The organism is Mycobacterium paraffinicum, assembly GCF_001907675.1.
GTDB classification, from domain to species: Bacteria; Actinomycetota; Actinomycetes; order Mycobacteriales; family Mycobacteriaceae; genus Mycobacterium; species Mycobacterium paraffinicum_A.
In genome coordinates this window covers 542,536-557,015 of record NZ_MPNT01000001.1, presented here as the reverse complement: position 1 = coordinate 557,015, position 14,480 = coordinate 542,536, and the positions used below count along the sequence as shown (strand labels likewise).

General features: G+C 67.1%; 17 protein-coding genes. 10 read left to right on the top strand and 7 right to left on the bottom strand.

Going from position 1 to position 14,480, the window contains the following annotated elements; genetic code table 11:
* Positions 1 to 85: 85 nt before the first annotated feature.
* A complete protein-coding gene (locus BRW65_RS02600) occupies positions 86 to 1,072 on the bottom strand; it encodes a hypothetical protein (protein ID WP_073870849.1) in 987 nt (328 codons plus the stop codon).
* Between the two features lie 42 nt (positions 1,073 to 1,114).
* On the opposite strand from BRW65_RS02600, the gene BRW65_RS02595 reads away from it, so the two are divergent.
* Entirely contained in the window at positions 1,115 to 1,867 is a 753-nt protein-coding gene (locus tag BRW65_RS02595) for a FadR/GntR family transcriptional regulator (protein ID WP_073870847.1), read from the top strand.
* Here BRW65_RS02595 and BRW65_RS02590 read toward each other — a convergent pair.
* Positions 1,830 to 2,624: a hypothetical protein gene (locus tag BRW65_RS02590; RefSeq protein WP_073871021.1), complete on the bottom strand. Its 795-nt coding sequence runs from the start codon at positions 2,622 to 2,624 to the stop codon at positions 1,830 to 1,832. The two genes, BRW65_RS02595 and BRW65_RS02590, sit on opposite strands and share 38 nt — an antisense overlap.
* A gap of 120 nt (positions 2,625 to 2,744) precedes the next feature.
* Here BRW65_RS02590 and BRW65_RS02585 point away from each other — a divergent pair, with 120 nt between their 5' ends.
* The 9 genes from BRW65_RS02585 (at position 2,745) to BRW65_RS02545 (ending at position 10,200) form a co-directional block, all read left to right on the top strand.
* Entirely contained in the window at positions 2,745 to 3,761 is a 1,017-nt protein-coding gene (locus BRW65_RS02585) for a Ppx/GppA phosphatase family protein (protein WP_067306251.1), read from the top strand.
* Positions 3,758 to 4,705 (top strand): hypothetical protein, encoded by a 948-nt coding sequence (locus BRW65_RS02580; RefSeq protein WP_073870845.1) that lies wholly within the window; start codon positions 3,758 to 3,760, stop codon positions 4,703 to 4,705. The genes BRW65_RS02585 and BRW65_RS02580 overlap by 4 nt, the downstream gene beginning before the upstream one ends.
* Before the next feature lie 24 nt (positions 4,706 to 4,729).
* Positions 4,730 to 5,572: a sugar phosphate isomerase/epimerase family protein gene (locus BRW65_RS02575; protein ID WP_073870842.1), complete on the top strand. Its 843-nt coding sequence runs from the start codon at positions 4,730 to 4,732 to the stop codon at positions 5,570 to 5,572.
* Between the two features lie 14 nt (positions 5,573 to 5,586).
* Positions 5,587 to 6,429 carry a thioesterase family protein gene (locus BRW65_RS02570; RefSeq protein WP_073870840.1) on the top strand — a complete coding sequence of 281 codons (843 nt, stop codon included), beginning with the start codon at positions 5,587 to 5,589 and terminating at the stop codon, positions 6,427 to 6,429.
* 27 nt (positions 6,430 to 6,456) lie between these two features.
* Positions 6,457 to 7,332 carry a pyrroline-5-carboxylate reductase gene (gene proC / locus BRW65_RS02565; protein ID WP_208611741.1) on the top strand — a complete coding sequence of 292 codons (876 nt, stop codon included), beginning with the start codon at positions 6,457 to 6,459 and terminating at the stop codon, positions 7,330 to 7,332.
* Positions 7,333 to 7,472: 140 nt separating this feature from the next.
* Positions 7,473 to 7,727, top strand: coding sequence for a cell division/environmental response transcriptional regulator (locus BRW65_RS02560; RefSeq protein ID WP_068057485.1), 255 nt, complete (start codon positions 7,473 to 7,475; stop codon positions 7,725 to 7,727).
* Positions 7,728 to 7,850: 123 nt separating this feature from the next.
* Positions 7,851 to 7,952 carry a 30S ribosomal protein bS22 gene (locus BRW65_RS02555; protein ID WP_003402602.1) on the top strand — a complete coding sequence of 34 codons (102 nt, stop codon included), beginning with the start codon at positions 7,851 to 7,853 and terminating at the stop codon, positions 7,950 to 7,952.
* A 50-nt stretch (positions 7,953 to 8,002) separates the two neighbouring features.
* On the top strand, positions 8,003 to 9,130 hold the full coding sequence (locus BRW65_RS02550; protein WP_073870836.1) for an SDR family oxidoreductase: 1,128 nt from the start codon (positions 8,003 to 8,005) through the stop codon (positions 9,128 to 9,130).
* A complete protein-coding gene (locus tag BRW65_RS02545) occupies positions 9,112 to 10,200 on the top strand; it encodes a lysophospholipid acyltransferase family protein (RefSeq protein ID WP_208611740.1) in 1,089 nt (362 codons plus the stop codon). The genes BRW65_RS02550 and BRW65_RS02545 overlap by 19 nt, the downstream gene beginning before the upstream one ends.
* Positions 10,201 to 10,306: 106 nt before the next feature.
* Here the strand turns inward: BRW65_RS02545 and BRW65_RS02540 are convergent, their stop codons facing one another.
* The 5 genes from BRW65_RS02540 to BRW65_RS32750 form a co-directional block, all read right to left on the bottom strand.
* Positions 10,307 to 11,236, bottom strand: a complete 930-nt coding sequence (locus tag BRW65_RS02540) for a cyclopropane mycolic acid synthase family methyltransferase (protein ID WP_073870832.1) — start codon at positions 11,234 to 11,236, stop codon at positions 10,307 to 10,309.
* An 11-nt stretch (positions 11,237 to 11,247) separates the two neighbouring features.
* Positions 11,248 to 11,757 carry an FAS1-like dehydratase domain-containing protein gene (locus tag BRW65_RS02535; RefSeq protein WP_073870831.1) on the bottom strand — a complete coding sequence of 170 codons (510 nt, stop codon included), beginning with the start codon at positions 11,755 to 11,757 and terminating at the stop codon, positions 11,248 to 11,250.
* A gap of 44 nt (positions 11,758 to 11,801) precedes the next feature.
* On the bottom strand, positions 11,802 to 12,713 hold the full coding sequence (locus BRW65_RS02530) for an HAD family hydrolase (protein ID WP_073870829.1): 912 nt from the start codon (positions 12,711 to 12,713) through the stop codon (positions 11,802 to 11,804).
* A 344-nt stretch (positions 12,714 to 13,057) separates the two neighbouring features.
* Positions 13,058 to 13,840: a hypothetical protein gene (locus BRW65_RS02525; RefSeq protein WP_084187667.1), complete on the bottom strand. Its 783-nt coding sequence runs from the start codon at positions 13,838 to 13,840 to the stop codon at positions 13,058 to 13,060.
* The gene (locus BRW65_RS32750) at positions 13,830 to 14,267 is read right to left on the bottom strand and encodes a putative adhesin (RefSeq protein ID WP_347876609.1); all 438 of its coding nucleotides are present in this window, start codon (positions 14,265 to 14,267) and stop codon (positions 13,830 to 13,832) included. Before BRW65_RS32750 ends, BRW65_RS02525 begins: the two co-directional genes overlap by 11 nt.
* Positions 14,268 to 14,480 lie beyond the last annotated feature (213 nt).

The following is a 14,480-nucleotide window of genomic DNA, read 5'->3' as shown; positions in this document are numbered from 1 at the left end:
ACCATCTGCCTGGCCCGACGCCGCACCAACGTCCTCTACGCACTCATCCGCGACAACCGCACCTGGCAACCCGACTCACCCCCGATCACTCAGTCGGCGGCTTGACATCGTCATTGAGAGTCCTTTCGTTGACATCCGGTGCCGCATTGCCCCGCAGGCCCACCTCGGCGTGACCGGTGCCCAGCACCGACCAGTGCCGGTCGTCGATCTCGATGTGGACATCGGCTTGTTCGGTGTTGGTGCACACCGCCTTACCGCCGTCGGGGTCGGTGTATTCCAGGCTCACGCACTTCTCCGCCGGCTGATCGATCCGGATGAGCACCCGCCGACCGCCGATTCGTCCCTCCAGCTGCCAGTGCGCAAGGCCAAGCGTCGTCCGCATCCGCAGCGACGGCAGCGACCCGCTCAATGAGCTTGCGGGCCAATCCTTTCCGTCGATGCGAAACCGGACGAACGCCAGCGGGGCCAGCCGGCGCAACCCCGGCTTGTGCGAGACGGCGGTGACCGCCTCCACCACGTCGCCGTTGCCGAGGTCGGCGTGCACCCATCCCCAGCGCTTGGCGTTGCCGTGTCCGTAGATGTGGGCGACCCCGCCGCGCCACCCCTCGAGGCGCAAAGCGGTGTCGGCCACGGTGAGCGAGCCGGCGAAGTCGGCGGTGGGGGCCAGGACGACCTGGGCGCCCGGCAGCAACTCGCGCTCCCAGGCCGCGCGGGGAAACGTCCACAGCGGTGCGCCGGTGTCGGTCCAGGACAGCTGCCAGGCGAGCGCTCCGGCGCGGCCGCTGAGCTGTCCGTCGCCCACCCGCGCGCCCGCGGCGTCGAACCACCAGGGGCCGGACGCGGGCCGGGCGGGCGCGGGCCCGAACCGCTCGGTGCGGGGCGAGCCGTCGGCCGGGAACCACGTGGCCCAGCCGTGCGCGTAGGCGTCGCCCTTCAGGGGGGCGACCGTCTCGCAGTGCACCCACAGCGCGGCGCGCGTCGCCGGGTCCGACAGGGTGGCGTACCAGACCTCCAGTCGGCCGGCCTTGCCGCGCCAGCGTGGGGCCGCCGCCAATCGCGTGTCGCCGTCCATTGCTCACCTTCCGTGGATTCGTCCACTATATTGGTTGAGCCAATGAACCAGTCAAGTCCGCTGCGCCCGCCCGACCGCCAACGCGTCGATGAACAGATCGCCGCGTCGATCACCGACGCGATCCTCGACGGCGCCTTTCCGCCGGGTTCGGCGCTGCCACCCGAGCGTGAGCTGGCCGAACAGCTGGGCGTGAACCGGACGTCGCTGCGGCAGGGTCTGGCCCGGCTGCAGGAGATGGGTTTGATCGAGGCCAGGCACGGCAGCGGCAACGTGGTCGCCGACCCGCACGGGCTCACCCACCCCGCGGTGGTCGAGGCGTTGGTGCGCAAGCTGGGGCCCGAGTTCCTGGTGGAGCTGTTCGAGATCCGGGCGGCGCTGGGACCGTTGATCGGCCGGTCCGCGGCGCGACGCGGTGCGCCCGAGGATGCCGAGGCCCTGCGCGCCGCGCTGGCCGCGGTCCGCGACGCCGACAGCGCGGAGGCGCGGCAGGCGGCCGACCTTGCCTACTTCCGGGTGCTCATCCAGCACAGCGGCAACCGCGCGCTGGTGTTGTTGTATCGCTGGGTCGAGCACGCCTTCGGCGGCCGGGAGCACGAGCTGACCCCCGCCTATGACGACGCCGCGCCCGTGGTGGCCGGCCTCAGCGCGATCACCGATGCCGTGCTCGCGGGCGACGAGGCGGGGGCCGCCGCGGCGGTCGAGGCGTACCTGCACGCGAGCGCGCAGCGAATGCTGGTGTCTTACAAGAAGATTGGTGCTACTCGGCGAGCCGAGTCGCCGGATGCACCGCGATGAGACCCAGCTTGCTGCGGCGCTTGCACATCGCCGCCAGCTCCGCGTAGGCCTTGGCGCCGAGTAGCTCGGTGAGCTCGTCGGCCATGCTTTCCCACACCTGCTTGGCGCCGACATGGGCGCCGGGGTCGCCAGTGCAATACCAGTGCAGGTCCGCGCCACCGGAACCCCAACCGCGCCGGTCGTATTCGGTGACCCAGGTCTTGAGGATCTCGGTCCCGTCGGGACGGGTCACCCACTCCTGGCTGCGCCGGATCGGCAGCTGCCAGCAGACGTCGGGCTTCATGGTCAACGGCGCGACGCCGAGCTTGAGGGCCTTGCTGTGCAGGGCGCATCCGACGCCCCCGGGGAAGCCGGGCCGGTTCAGGAAGATGCAGGCGTCCTTGTGCTTGCGCGTGCGGTATTGGGACTGCCCCTCGTGCTCGTCGAGCTCCAGATATCCCTTGCGGCCCAAGCCCTTTTCGCGGAATTGCCAGTCCTCGTCGGTCAACTGCTGCACGGCGTCGTCGAGCCGGGCGCGGTCGTCGTCGTCGGACAGGAACGCTCCGTGCGAGCAGCAGCCGTCGTCGGGGCGGCCCGCGACCGTGCCGTGGCACGCGGGCGTGCCGAACACGCAGGTCCACCGCGAGAGCAACCAGGTGAGGTCCGCCGCGATCAGGTGCTCGGGATTGTCGGGGTCGTAGAACTCCACCCACTCACGGGCGAAGTCCAGCTCAACCTCGTGTCCCGGCTCAGGGTAGGAATCCGCCACAGCGTCCACGTTAGACGACGAATCCGGCTCTTCGACCCGCTGACACTCGGGGGCCCGGCGGATCAGGACGGCAACCTCCGCAGCGGGCCGCAACGCGGGGCCCACCCATATCCGACTAGGTTGTTTCCCGTGCGATTGGGCGTGCTCGACGTGGGCAGCAACACGGTTCACCTGTTGGTGGTTGATGCGCACCGTGGTGGGCATCCCACGCCCATGAGTTCGACGAAGGCCACGCTGCGATTGGCCGAGTCGATCGACAGTTCGGGCAAGATCACCAAGCGCGGCGCCGAGAAGCTCATCTCCACGATCGACGAGTTCGCCAAGATCGCGGACAGCTCCGGCTGTGCCGAGCTGATGGCCTTTGCCACCTCCGCACTCCGCGACGCGGTGAACTCCGACGACGTGCTGGCCCGCGTCCGCAAGGAAACCGGCGTGGAGCTGGAGGCGCTGAGCGGCGTCGACGAGTCGCGGTTGACCTTCCTGGCGGTGCGCCGGTGGTACGGCTGGAGCGCGGGGCGGATCATCAACCTCGACATAGGCGGCGGCTCGCTGGAGATGTCCAGCGGGGTCGACGAGGAGCCCGAGGTGGCGCTGTCGCTGCCGCTGGGCGCCGGCCGGCTGACCCGCGAATGGCTGCCCGACGACCCGCCCGGGCGGCGCCGGGTCGGGATGCTGCGGGACTGGCTGGACGCCGAGCTCGCCGAGGCCAGCGAGCAGGTGCTCGACGCCGGCGCGCCCGACCTGGCGGTGGCGACGTCGAAGACGTTTCGCTCGCTCGCGCGGCTCACCGGTGCCGCGCCGTCGGCCGCCGGGCCACGGGTGAAGCGGACGCTCACAGCAAACGGCCTCAGGCAACTCATATCTTTCATATCTAGGATGACGACCGCTGACCGGGCAGAACTGGAAGGGGTGAGCGCCGAGCGTGCGCCACAGATCGTGGCGGGTGCGTTGGTGGCGGAGGCGAGTATGCGAGCGCTGTCGATCGAATCGGTGGATATCTGCCCGTGGGCGTTACGGGAAGGTCTCATCTTGCGCAAACTCGACAGCGAAGCCGACGGAACGCCCCTCATGAAGCGATCCGTGCGCGATGCTGGAGGCCAGGCAGGTGATCGGGACGGCAACCGATCGAGAGGCGACAAAGCATGACCGGACCACACTCAGAGACCGAGAGCCCGGGTACTCGGCCGATCTCGGTGGCCGAACTTCTGGCCAAGAACGGGACGATCGGCGCCCCCGCGGTCACGCGGCGCAGGCGTCGGCGGCGCGGCGACAGCGACGCGGTGACCGTCGCCGAGCTGACCGGCGAGATCCCGATCATCCGCGATGACGACGAGGACCCCCGCACGGCCGAACGGCCGGCCGCCACCGCGGAACCCGAGCCCGAACAGCAAACCGAGGACAAGCCCGCGGCCGCGTACTGGTCGCAACCCGAGCCGCGGTGGCCCAGGTCGCCGTTGCAGCCCAAGAACGCCGCCGGCCCCGAGCGCAGCGCCTACCCGCGCCCCCTGAGCCACGGCGAGGCGGGGGAGACCAACGGCACCGGGCAATCGGGCGCCGAGGACATGAATCCCGACCCGCTGGACCACTACACCGATCTGCCGGTCGACGTGATGGATTCGGAGGTGCGCGACGCCGAGCCCGCGCTGGAGGATTCCGCCTACGTGCGCTCCTACCTGCAGACGGAGACGGACGAGGACGAAGAGGACGGGGAGCACCCGTTCACCGCCGGATTGTTGCCGCACGAGGAGCGCGACGAGGACCACCTCGACGGCGCGACCGAGGGGGCGGCCACGGCCACCGACGTCCACGCGGCCCCCGGCAGGTTCGAGGCGCTGTGGCGCGGCACCCTCGTCGTCTTCCAGTCGATCCTGGCCGTGGCCTTCGGCGCCGGACTGTTCGTCGCGTTCGACGAGCTGTGGCGCTGGAACAGCATCGTGGCGTTGGTGCTATCGGTGCTGGTGATCCTCGGCCTGGTCGTCGGAGTCCGGGTCGTGCGCAAGACCGAGGACATCGCCAGCACGTTGATCGCGGTCGCGGTGGGCGCGCTGATCACCCTGGGCCCGTTGGCGCTGTCGTTGCAGTCGGGCTAGGCGGACCGGGGACCACACAGACCGTTGCGCCCAGCTATCAAAGTCGGACTCTCAACGGCCTCGGTGTACCCATTGCGGGCCGAGGCCGCGTTCGAGTACGCGGCGCGGCTCGGCTACGACGGCGTCGAGCTGATGGTGTGGGCGGAGTCGGTCAGCCAGGACATCGACGCCATCGCAAAGCTGTCCCGGCGCTATCGCGTCCCGGTGCTGTCCGTGCACGCGCCGTGCCTGCTGATCTCGCAGCGGGTGTGGGGCGCCAACCCGATCCCCAAGCTGGACCGCAGCGTGCGGGCCGCCGAACAGCTCGGCGCGCAAACCGTCGTCGTGCACCCGCCGTTTCGCTGGCAGCGGCGTTACGCCGAGGGATTCAGCGACCAGGTCGCGGAGCTGGAAGCCTCGAGCGACGTGCTGATCGCGGTGGAGAACATGTTCCCGTTCCGGGCGGACCGGTTCTTCGGCCCGGGCCAATCGTTGGAACGGATGCGCAGGCGTGGCGGCGGCCCCGGCCCGGCGATATCGGCGTTCGCGCCCTCCTACGACCCGCTGGACGGCAACCACGCCCACTACACGCTGGACCTGTCCCACACCGCCACCGCGGGCAGCGATTCGCTGGACATGGCGCAGCGGATGGGCGGCGGATTGGTGCACCTGCACCTGTGCGACGGCAGCGGCCTGCCCGCCGACGAGCACCTGGTGCCCGGGCGCGGCACGCAGCCCACCGCCGAGGTGTGCCAGATGCTGGCCGGCAGCCACTTCGCCGGCCACGTCATCCTGGAAGTTTCCACGTCCAGCGCGCGTTCAGCGAATGAGCGCGAAAGCATGCTCGCCGAGTCGTTGCAGTTCGCCCGCACGCATCTGCTGCGCTGACAAACCAGGAGACCATGAACGCGTTATTCACCACCGCGATGGCGTTGCGGGAGGTCGACCCCGGCGTCTTCGAAGGCGAGCTCGACAAGCACTGGACCATCGGTCCCAAGGTGCACGGTGGCGCCATGCTGGCGCTCTGCGCCAACGCCGCCCGCACCGCCTGCGGGGGGCCGTCGACCGAGTTCGAACCGGTTCAGCAGCCGGTCGCCGTGTCCGCGAGCTTCCTGTGGGCCCCGGATCCGGGGCCGATGCGGCTGGTGACGTCGATCCGCAAGCGTGGCCGCCGGATCAGCGTCGTCGACGTCGAGCTCACGCAGGGTGACCGGACGGCGGTGCACGCGGTGGTCAACCTCGGCGAGCCCGAACACTTTCCGCCCGACGGTGACGCCAAGCCGCTGCTGTCGGCCAACCCGGTGGTGGACCTGATGGCGCCCGAGCCGCCCGACGACATCGCCCCGATCGGGCCCGGCCACCCGTTGGCCGGCCTGGTGCACCTCGGCGAGGGCTGCGACGTGCGACCGGTGCTGTCGACGTTGGGCCCGACGGCCGACGGGGGCCCGCCGGTGATCCAGATGTGGGCGCGCCCCCGCGGCGTCGCCCCGGACGCCCTGTTCGCGCTGATGTGCGGGGATCTGTCGGCCCCGGTGACCTTTGCCGTGGAACGCACCGGCTGGGCGCCGACCGTCCAGCTGACCGCCTTCCTGCGCGGCCTGCCCGCCGACGGATGGCTGCGAATCATCGCGACGTGCACGGAGATCGGGCACGACTGGTTCGACGAGGACCACACCGTCGTCGACAGCCTGGGGCGCCTCGTGGTCCAAGCCCGCCAACTGGCGCTGGTCCCTGCCGCTAGGTAGGCGCCGGGGTCTGCGATGCTGTCGGGCATGGCAAGAATCGCGATCATCGGTGGCGGCAGCATCGGGGAGGCACTGCTCTCGGGTCTGCTGCGCGCGGGCAGGCAGGTCAAAGACCTTGTGGTGGCCGAACGCGTTCCCGAGCGCGCCCAGTACCTGGCCGACACCTATTCGGTCTTGATCACCTCGGTGGCCGACGCGGTGGAGAACGCGTCCTTCGTCGTGGTCGCGGTGAAGCCCTCCGATGTCGAGCCGGTGCTCACGGAGCTGGCCCGGGTGGCGGCCGCGTCCGAGAGCGACACCGCCGAGCAGGTGTTCGTCACCGTCGCGGCGGGCATCGGTGTCTCGTATTTCGAATCCAAATTGCCGGCCGGGACGCCGGTGGTGCGGGCGATGCCCAACGCGGCGGCCCTCGTCGGCGCGGGGGTGACCGCGCTGGCCACGGGCCGGTTCGTCACCGCCCCGCAGCTCGAGGGGGTATCGGCCCTGTTCGACTCGGTCGGTGGGGTGCTGACCGTGCCGGAAGCCCAGATGGATGCCGTGACCGCGCTGTCGGGCTCCGGCCCGGCCTACTTCTTCTTGATGGTCGAGGCGCTGGTGGATGCCGGTGTGGCCGCCGGGCTGAGCCGGGAGGTGGCCACCGACCTGACGGCGCAGACGATGGCCGGGTCTGCGGCCATGCTGCTGGAGCGGATGGAGGCCGACGGGCGGCCGGGGGAGGGCGAGGCCCCGGGGTTGCGCGTGGACGCCACGGCGACGCAGCTGCGGGCGACCATCACCTCGCCCGGCGGCACCACTGCCGCGGGGCTGCGCGAACTGGAACGGGGCGGCCTGCGGGCCGCTGTCGACGCGGCCGTTCAGGCCGCCAAAACGCGCTCTGAGCAGCTAAGAATTACATCGGAGTAATCCAAGAAATTTGAACTGATTGTCCCCCACCAGTACCAGTAACCCCATTAGTCCCGCTATTCTCCTCTTTGTATGCACGTGTGGGTGCCAGCGGAGGGGAAGCCGCTGGCATTGCGGGTGCCTGACACGATTGGGTTGCGATGACGTCTACGAACGGGCCATCAGCGCGCGATTCTGCTGGTAAGCGGGACACCGGTCCCGGCGAGGGCCAGCAGGGCAGGACACAGTTCTTGACCGTCGCCGAAGTGGCGGCGTTGATGCGGGTCTCCAAGATGACGGTGTACCGGCTGGTGCACAACGGCGAGCTGCCCGCGGTCCGGGTCGGGCGGTCTTTCCGGGTGCACGCCAAGGCGGTGCACGACATGCTGGAGACGTCCTACTTCGACGCGGGCTGACCCGAAACCGCACTTCGCTCTTCGCTCGGCGATCGTCGACGCCGTTTGGTGTTCGGTGCGTCCCGCCGGGTAAAGTGTCCGGGTCAATCCTGCAAGCAGGTCACGGGTCAGATAGCGGAGTTCATGGGTTCAGTAATCAAGAAGCGGCGCAAGCGCATGTCGAAGAAGAAGCACCGCAAGTTGTTGCGCCGCACTCGGGTGCAGCGCAGAAAACTCGGCAAGTAGGCCCGCCCGCGGCTTGATGCTGCGGTCTCCGGAGTCGATAGGCTGTTTGCGTGGATCAGTCGAGTGGGGATGGCGGCGGAGCCGGCGACACCGCGAGCAACACGGTGCACTACCCGAAGGTGGTGCTGGTCACCGGTGCGTGCCGGTTTCTGGGCGGCTACCTGACGGCCCGGCTCGTGCAGAACCCGATGATCAACACGGTCATCGCGGTCGACGCGATCGCGCCCAGCAAGGACATGCTGCGCCGAATGGGGCGCGCGGAGTTCGTCCGCGCCGACATCCGTAATCCCTTCATAGCCAAGGTGATTCGCAACGGCGAAGTGGACACGGTGGTGCACGCGGCCGCGGCGTCGTACGCCCCGCGGTCCGGTGGCACCGCCGCGCTGAAGGAAATCAACGTGATGGGCGCGATGCAGCTGTTCGCGGCCTGTCAGAAGGCGCCCTCGGTGCGCCGCGTGGTGCTCAAGTCGACGTCTGAGGTCTATGGGTCCAGCGCGCACGATCCGGTGATGTTCACCGAGGACAGCACCAGCCGCCGGCCCCTGCGCGGCGGTTTCGCCAAGGACAGCCTGGACATCGAGTCCTATGCCCGGGGGCTGGGGCGGCGCCGGCCCGACATCGCCGTGACGATCCTGCGGCTGGCCAACATGATCGGGCCAGCGATGGACACCACGCTGTCGCGGTACCTGGCCGGGCCGTTGGTGCCCACGATGTTCGGCCGCGACGCGCGACTGCAGTTGCTGCACGAGCAGGATGCGCTGGGCGCGCTGGAACGCGCGGCGATGGCCGGCAAGGCCGGCACGTTCAACATCGGGGCCGACGGAATCATCATGCTGTCGCAGGCAATCCGCCGTGCCGGCCGGATTCCGTTGCCAGTGCCCGGTTTTGGCGTGTGGGCGCTCGATTCGCTGAGACGGGCTAACCGTTACAACGAGATCAGCCGCGATCAGTTCGCCTACCTGAGCTACGGCCGCGTCATGGACACCACCCGGATGCGCGCGGAGCTGGGCTACCAGCCGAAGTGGACGACGGCCGAGGCCTTCGACGACTACGTGCGCGGCCGCGGCATGACTCCCATTATCGATCCGCATCGGGTACGCTCCTTGGAGGGTCGCGCCATATCCCTAGCGCAGCGCTGGGGCAGCCGAAATCCAGTTCCGTGGGGTGGGGTCAGGTAGGTATCGTGGCGGGTGAAAACAGAGCGAATGTTATTCCGCTGCATACGAATCGGGGTCGGGTAGCAGCGCGGCGGAGAGCCGATCAGCGCGCGGAGTCGACCCGTCAGCATCCCTCCTCGCTCTCGGACCCGCACGGTCGGGCGTCCGCCGAGCAGATCGCCGCCGTCGTCCGCGAGATCGATGAGCACCGGCGTGCCGCGGGTGCCGGGTCGGCGGAGGCGCCGCTCAACGAACTCGCTCAGCGGGTCGCCGCGGTAGCGGGGTTCCTGCGCCAGCGGCTCACCGGTGACTACACCGTCGACGAGTTCGGTTTCGATCCACACTTCAACAGCGCGATCGTTCGGCCGTTGCTGAGGTTCTTCTTCCGGTCGTGGTTCCGGGTGGAGGTCAGCGGTGTCGAGAACCTGCCGAGCGAGGGCGCCGCGTTGGTGGTGGCCAACCACGCCGGGGTCTTGCCGTTCGACGGGTTGATGCTGTCGGTCGCCGTCCACGACGAGCACCCCGCGCAGCGGGACCTGCGGCTGCTCGCCGCCGACATGGTGTTCGACCTGCCCGTCGTGGGCGAAGCCGCCCGCAAGGCCGGCCACACCATGGCCTGCACCACGGACGCGCACCGGTTGCTCGCCGCCGGCGAACTGACCGCCGTGTTCCCGGAGGGCTACAAGGGGTTGGGCAAGCGCTTCGAGGACCGCTATCGGTTGCAGCGGTTCGGCCGCGGCGGGTTCGTCACCGCGGCGCTGCGCACCAAGGCGCCGATCATCCCGTGCTCGATCGTCGGCTCGGAAGAGATCTACCCGATGCTGACCGATGTGAAGCTGCTGGCGCGGCTGTTCGGGCTGCCCTACTTCCCGGTCACGCCGCTGTTCCCGCTGGCGGGACCGGCGGGCCTGGTGCCGCTGCCGTCGAAATGGCGCATCGCATTCGGCGAGCCGATCTACACCAACGACTACGCCGCGTCCGACGCCGAGGACCCGATGGTCACCTTCGAGTTGACCGATCAGGTGCGCGAGACCATCCAGCAGACGCTGTATCGGTTGCTGGCCGGCCGGCGCAACATCTTTTTCGGCTGACGCTTTACGTTTACCGACCCTGCCCGCTTCGCTATCCGGCTATCCGGCTTGGTGCCGACGCGAAAACGCCCCGGAGCCAATGGCTTCCGGGGCGTTTTCGGGCGAACTACTTGACCATTGTGAATTGGCAGACGTTGGTGTAGCCGTCGCGGAACAGGTCGGAGCATCCCCGCAGGTACTTCAGGTAAATGTCGTAGGTCTCCTGGCCCTTCAGGGCGATCGCCTCTTCCTTGTGCGCCTCGAGCGCGTCGCCCCAGGCCGTCAGCGTCGGGACGTAGTTCTTGCCGATGAAGTGGTGGCGCTCGATCTTGAAACCCGCGTCGGTCGCGTACTTGTCGACCAGGTCGACCTGGGGCAGCTTCCCGCCCGGGTAGATCTCCTTGAGGATGAAGCTGATGAACCGCAGCAGGGTCATGTTCACCTGCAAGCCCATCTTCTTGCCCTCTTCGGCGGAGGGCACCACGATCGAGTGCAGCAACATGCGGCCGTCGTCGGGCAGCAAGTCGTAGTACTTCTTGAAGAAGGTGGCGTACCGCTCGTACCCGGCGTCACCCGCGCCGTCGGCGAAGTGCTCGAACGCGCCCAGCGACACGATGCGGTCGATCGGTACGTCGCCGGGGAATTCCTCCCAGCCCTGGATCCGCACCTCTTTGCGGCGGGGGCTCTCCATCTTGTCGAACTCGGCCACGCAGTGGGCGTACTGGTTCTCGCTCAGCGTCAGGCCGATGACGTTGACGTCATACTCGGCGACCGCGTGCCGCATCGTCGAGCCCCACCCGGAGCCGATGTCGAGCAGCGTCATGCCGGGCTCGAGGTTCAGCTTGTCGAGCGCGAGCTTGCGCTTGGCGTACTGCGCCTCTTCCAGCGTCTTGGTCAGATTCTGCGGGTCCGGATTTTCGTCGAAGTAGCCGCAGCTATAGGTCATCGACGGGTCAAGCCAGAGCTTGAAGAATTCGTTCGATTTGTCGTAGTGCGACCGGACCTTCTCGACCGGCGGCTTCAGCTGCGTGCTAGCGGCTTCCCCCTGTGACGTCATTGAAATCGACCCTACTTCCCGGCTGATATTGATGCAATTGCGGCCACTGTTGCGTCAGTGTCGGCTTGGGTTGTGGCTTCTCCCAGCATCGTGACGACGCTGGTGATAAGCGGTGCCCCGTCGGCATCGGTTACCTCGCTGCGGATCTCGGCGAGCACGGTGCCATGGGACTCGATCACCGAGTCTAGATAAGTGTCGAAGTAAAGCCTATCCCCGGCGACGATCGGTCGGTGGAATTTGAATTTCTGGTCGCGGTGGATGACCCGGGCGATGTTGATCGGGATGCTGAACTTGGTGAAGATCTCCAGCTGCACCCGCCGGCCCGCGATTGCCAGGAACGTCAACGGCGCCACCAGCGAGTCGTACCCGGCGGCGGCGGCGTCGGCCTCGCTGAAGTGCGTCGGGTGGTCGTCCTTGACCGCGATCGCGAACTCCCGGATCTTCTCGCGTCCGACCAGGAAGTAATCCGGCGCCCGGTAATGGCTGCCGATGAGCCCTTCGGCCTCTTTGGGGGTCGTCATGCCGTTGTCGTCTCCGCTCGAATAGGTCTCAGCGGCGCAGCCTATCAGCGCGATTGCCGCCGGGATGCCACCGCGGCCAGTGCACCACCGGCCGCCCCCAGCGCCAAGGCCGACGGAACACCGATCCGGGCGGCCTTGCGCGCGGTGCGAAAGTCCCGGATTTCCCAACCGCGTTCGCGGGCCAGGGTGCGCAGGCGCGCGTCCGGGTTGATCGCGACGGCGGTGCCCACCAACGACAGCATGGGCACGTCGTTGAAGCTGTCGGAGTAGGCGGTGCAGCGTTTGAGGTTGAGGCCCTCCCGGATCGCCAATGACCGCACGGCGTGCGCCTTTCCGGTCCCGTGCAGGATGTCGCCGACGAGCCGGCCGGTGAACACCCCGTCGACGGACTCCGCGACGGTGCCCAGGGCGCCGGTCAGGCCCAGCCGCCGCGCGATGGTCGCCGCGAGTTCGTAGGGCGTGGCGGTGATCAGCCACACCTGCTGGCCCGCGTCGAGGTGCATCTGGGTGAGCTCCCGGGTGCCCGGCCAGATCTTGTCGGCGATGATCTCGTCGTAGATCTCCTCGCCCAGCGCCACGAGCTGCTCGACCGAGCGGCCCTCGATGAAGGCGAGCGCTTTGCGGCGGCCGGCGGCGACATCGTTGCTGTTCTCCTTGCCGAGGAGCTGGAATTTGGCCTGGGCATAGATGAAGCCGAGCACGTCGCGATAGGTGAAGTAGTTGCGCGCCGCCAGCCCGCGGCCGAAGTGCACCGCCGAGGAGCCCTGCACCAGCGTGTTGTCCACGTCGAAGAAGGCGGCCGCGGTGAGGTCGATCGGTGGCTGCGGGCGGTCCTCGTCGCTGGCGGCTTTTTCGGCCTCCAGGCCTTCCAGCGCGCGGGCGGCACTGGCGTCGGCGGCTAGCGACTCCAGGTCAGCGCGAGTGACGTCTCCGTTGACCGGGTCAGAGGAAGTCATCGCCAAACCTCCTAGATCGCTGTGTTGCCTGGCGACCCAGTGGGTCCCGGTATCCAACCCTATCCGGCGGGTGGGGGTGGGGGCTGTGGAAGATGCCGCGCCTTCAAGTGTGAAGACGGCTCCCGACCCCGCGTGAGCGGCGTGTTTCACGTTCCGAAGGGTTCGGCGGGCTGTCAGTTCGTGCGTCCATTCTTAATTCGCCCGTGGGTCGGTCACCCCGCTCCAGCAACGGCTTCATTACAGCCTTGAAATGATGCGCCAATCGTCAGCATGGTTGAGCGCTGAACTGATTCGGCGCCGCGAGCCCATGCCGCGTTCACGCTTGGCGTGACGTAGTCGGGGGATTAATCGCCTGGTTCGCCACGTTCGTCGAGCCCTAGGGCTTTCCTATCGATAACTACCCAGTCGTCCGCATTGTTCATCACCTGGACGCCTTTGACCTCCGGCAACGCGCGCATCATTTCCCGGAGCGCAGACCAACGAAGACCTCCGTATCTAATACCGGGACGAAGCCGACTTGTGTACGCACGGACTACCGGCCCGAGCGGCTCAATTAAGAAAGATTTCATACTCTGACGACCGTCATCGCTCGTATAGCTGCTCATCTCTAGGAATATTTCGCGGTCCTCGAGCGCGGCAGTCACCGCAGAAACCGAACTCATGGATTCGGAGCCAACCGCGCGGCTCACCAGTTCTTCGACCGCGTCAAAGCCAAGACCGCCTTCGGACGACGGTGCGTCGAAAATCGTGTTGTCGAGGGAGTCAAGATATGCTTGAATCTGGGATTTGTGAATTGAGATCCAGTCCGAAGTCCGATTAGTGACTATCACCCAATCGAGTTCGGGCATTCTAAGGGCGGCCATCAGCGCTGACTCGAACGTTGCCCCTGCGAATGAATCCGGCAGATCCGGATGCGAATTATTGGTGTACGTCATCATGGCATGGGTGCCATCCGGAAGCAAAAGAAGCGGAATAGTCTTGATTTCCTTGCCATCTCGAAGAACCGCTTTGAACGGCATGAAAACTTCGCAAGATTTCAAGGCCCGGACTGCCTCCCTGAGATCGTCTACCGCGTGTGTGCGAGCGGCAGTGCTTATCAATTCGTCGACGTTTTCGCTAGTTGCCACCTGAATTAGGCCTTTCGTAGGGGCTCAATTCTCCGGAATTTTCGTCCCATATGCCTTCTACATCGTATACCTTGCCGGTCGGGCAGGTACCGTCGTAAGTGCAAACGGCGAGGTGGACATTTCCCATATCGTCCTCAAGTAGTTCGCTCAGCCGCGTCGGAATTAGCACCGTCCGCGGTTCGCCGAGGATATTTAGGCCATCGGGTGGGTAAATCGTGTAGTCGGGTATGGATTCGCCCGCACGGAAGACCTGCGAAAAGACTCGGGACGTGTCACCGCGGGTTTCGATGAGATTACCGAGGGCGTCGGTGATTGATGACCCATGCTCGGCGTAGGCAGTGACCGTGCTATCCGGCCTATCCGGCGGGGATGGTGTGGGCTGTGCTGCTCCTCGGGGCGCGTCAGCCGCATTGGCGGCATCACGCATTGAATTTCATGACTGGACGGCCTGGTTCGGTCGGGACGACAGGCCAAGAAGATTCGCCAGTGGCCGCTTCAGATGAGTGTCGGTTGGCCGCTGAATCCGCGACTTTCGACGATATCTGTGAATTGCGACGAACCGCATTAGTCGATCCGGTGTTCCATAACTGGGGTCACGGTATTAGTTGTTACAAACCAAAAATTGTGGTCATTCAACCGT

Bases quoted from the DNA above. Each gene is read 5' to 3' on its own strand.
- BRW65_RS02540 (WP_073870832.1), bottom strand. From the start codon at position 11,236: ATGACGTCACAGGGGGAAGCCGCTAGCACGCAGCTGAAGCCGCCGGTC.
- BRW65_RS32750 (WP_347876609.1), bottom strand. From the start codon at position 14,267: ATGCGTGATGCCGCCAATGCGGCTGACGCGCCCCGAGGAGCAGCACAG.
- BRW65_RS02555 (WP_003402602.1), top strand. From the start codon at position 7,851: ATGGGTTCAGTAATCAAGAAGCGGCGCAAGCGCATGTCGAAGAAGAAG.
- BRW65_RS02580 (WP_073870845.1), top strand. From the start codon at position 3,758: ATGACCGGACCACACTCAGAGACCGAGAGCCCGGGTACTCGGCCGATC.
- BRW65_RS02530 (WP_073870829.1), bottom strand. From the start codon at position 12,713: ATGACTTCCTCTGACCCGGTCAACGGAGACGTCACTCGCGCTGACCTG.
- BRW65_RS02560 (WP_068057485.1), top strand. From the start codon at position 7,473: ATGACGTCTACGAACGGGCCATCAGCGCGCGATTCTGCTGGTAAGCGG.
- BRW65_RS02595 (WP_073870847.1), top strand. From the start codon at position 1,115: ATGAACCAGTCAAGTCCGCTGCGCCCGCCCGACCGCCAACGCGTCGAT.
- proC (WP_208611741.1), top strand. From the start codon at position 6,457: ATGGCAAGAATCGCGATCATCGGTGGCGGCAGCATCGGGGAGGCACTG.
- BRW65_RS02570 (WP_073870840.1), top strand. From the start codon at position 5,587: ATGAACGCGTTATTCACCACCGCGATGGCGTTGCGGGAGGTCGACCCC.
- BRW65_RS02535 (WP_073870831.1), bottom strand. From the start codon at position 11,757: ATGACGACCCCCAAAGAGGCCGAAGGGCTCATCGGCAGCCATTACCGG.
- BRW65_RS02600 (WP_073870849.1), bottom strand. From the start codon at position 1,072: ATGGACGGCGACACGCGATTGGCGGCGGCCCCACGCTGGCGCGGCAAG.